Here is a 434-nt window from a genome sequence, read left to right on the forward strand (position 1 = left end):
CCGGCGCCGGGGACCTCGCGCCGGAGTGCCGGGTCGCGGTGCGCGCCGCCGAGGACGCGGGCGCCCTGCTGCGCTCGCGCTTCCACGGGGCCTTCCGGGTGGACGCCAAGGGCGCGGACGGCGACGTGGTCACCGAACTCGACCTGCTCGCCGAGGAACTGGTCACCCGCCGGCTGGCCGAGCGCTTCCCCGCCGACCGGGTCCAGGCCGAGGAGGGCGGTGGGCGCTCCGGCGCGCCCGGCACCCGCCGCACCTGGCTGGTCGACCCGCTGGACGGCAGCAACAACGTGGTGATCGGCCTGCCCGCCTACGTGGTCGGCATCGCGCTGTGCGTGGATGGCGACCCGGTGCTCGGCGTGGTGCACGACCCGGTGGCCGGCCACACCTGGCGCGCGGTGCGCGGGGCCGGCGCGTACGGCCCGGCCGGGCGGCTG

At 78.8% G+C, this 434-nt stretch carries 1 protein-coding gene; it reads left to right on the forward strand.

Going from position 1 to position 434, the window contains the following annotated elements; translation table 11 throughout:
- Positions 1-434: inositol monophosphatase family protein (locus ABD308_RS17910; protein ID WP_344335564.1), on the forward strand; the 434-nt coding region annotated here is incomplete at both ends.

The sequence above is a fragment of the Kitasatospora putterlickiae genome (assembly GCF_039527695.1).
Classification (GTDB): Bacteria; Actinomycetota; Actinomycetes; order Streptomycetales; family Streptomycetaceae; genus Kitasatospora; species Kitasatospora putterlickiae.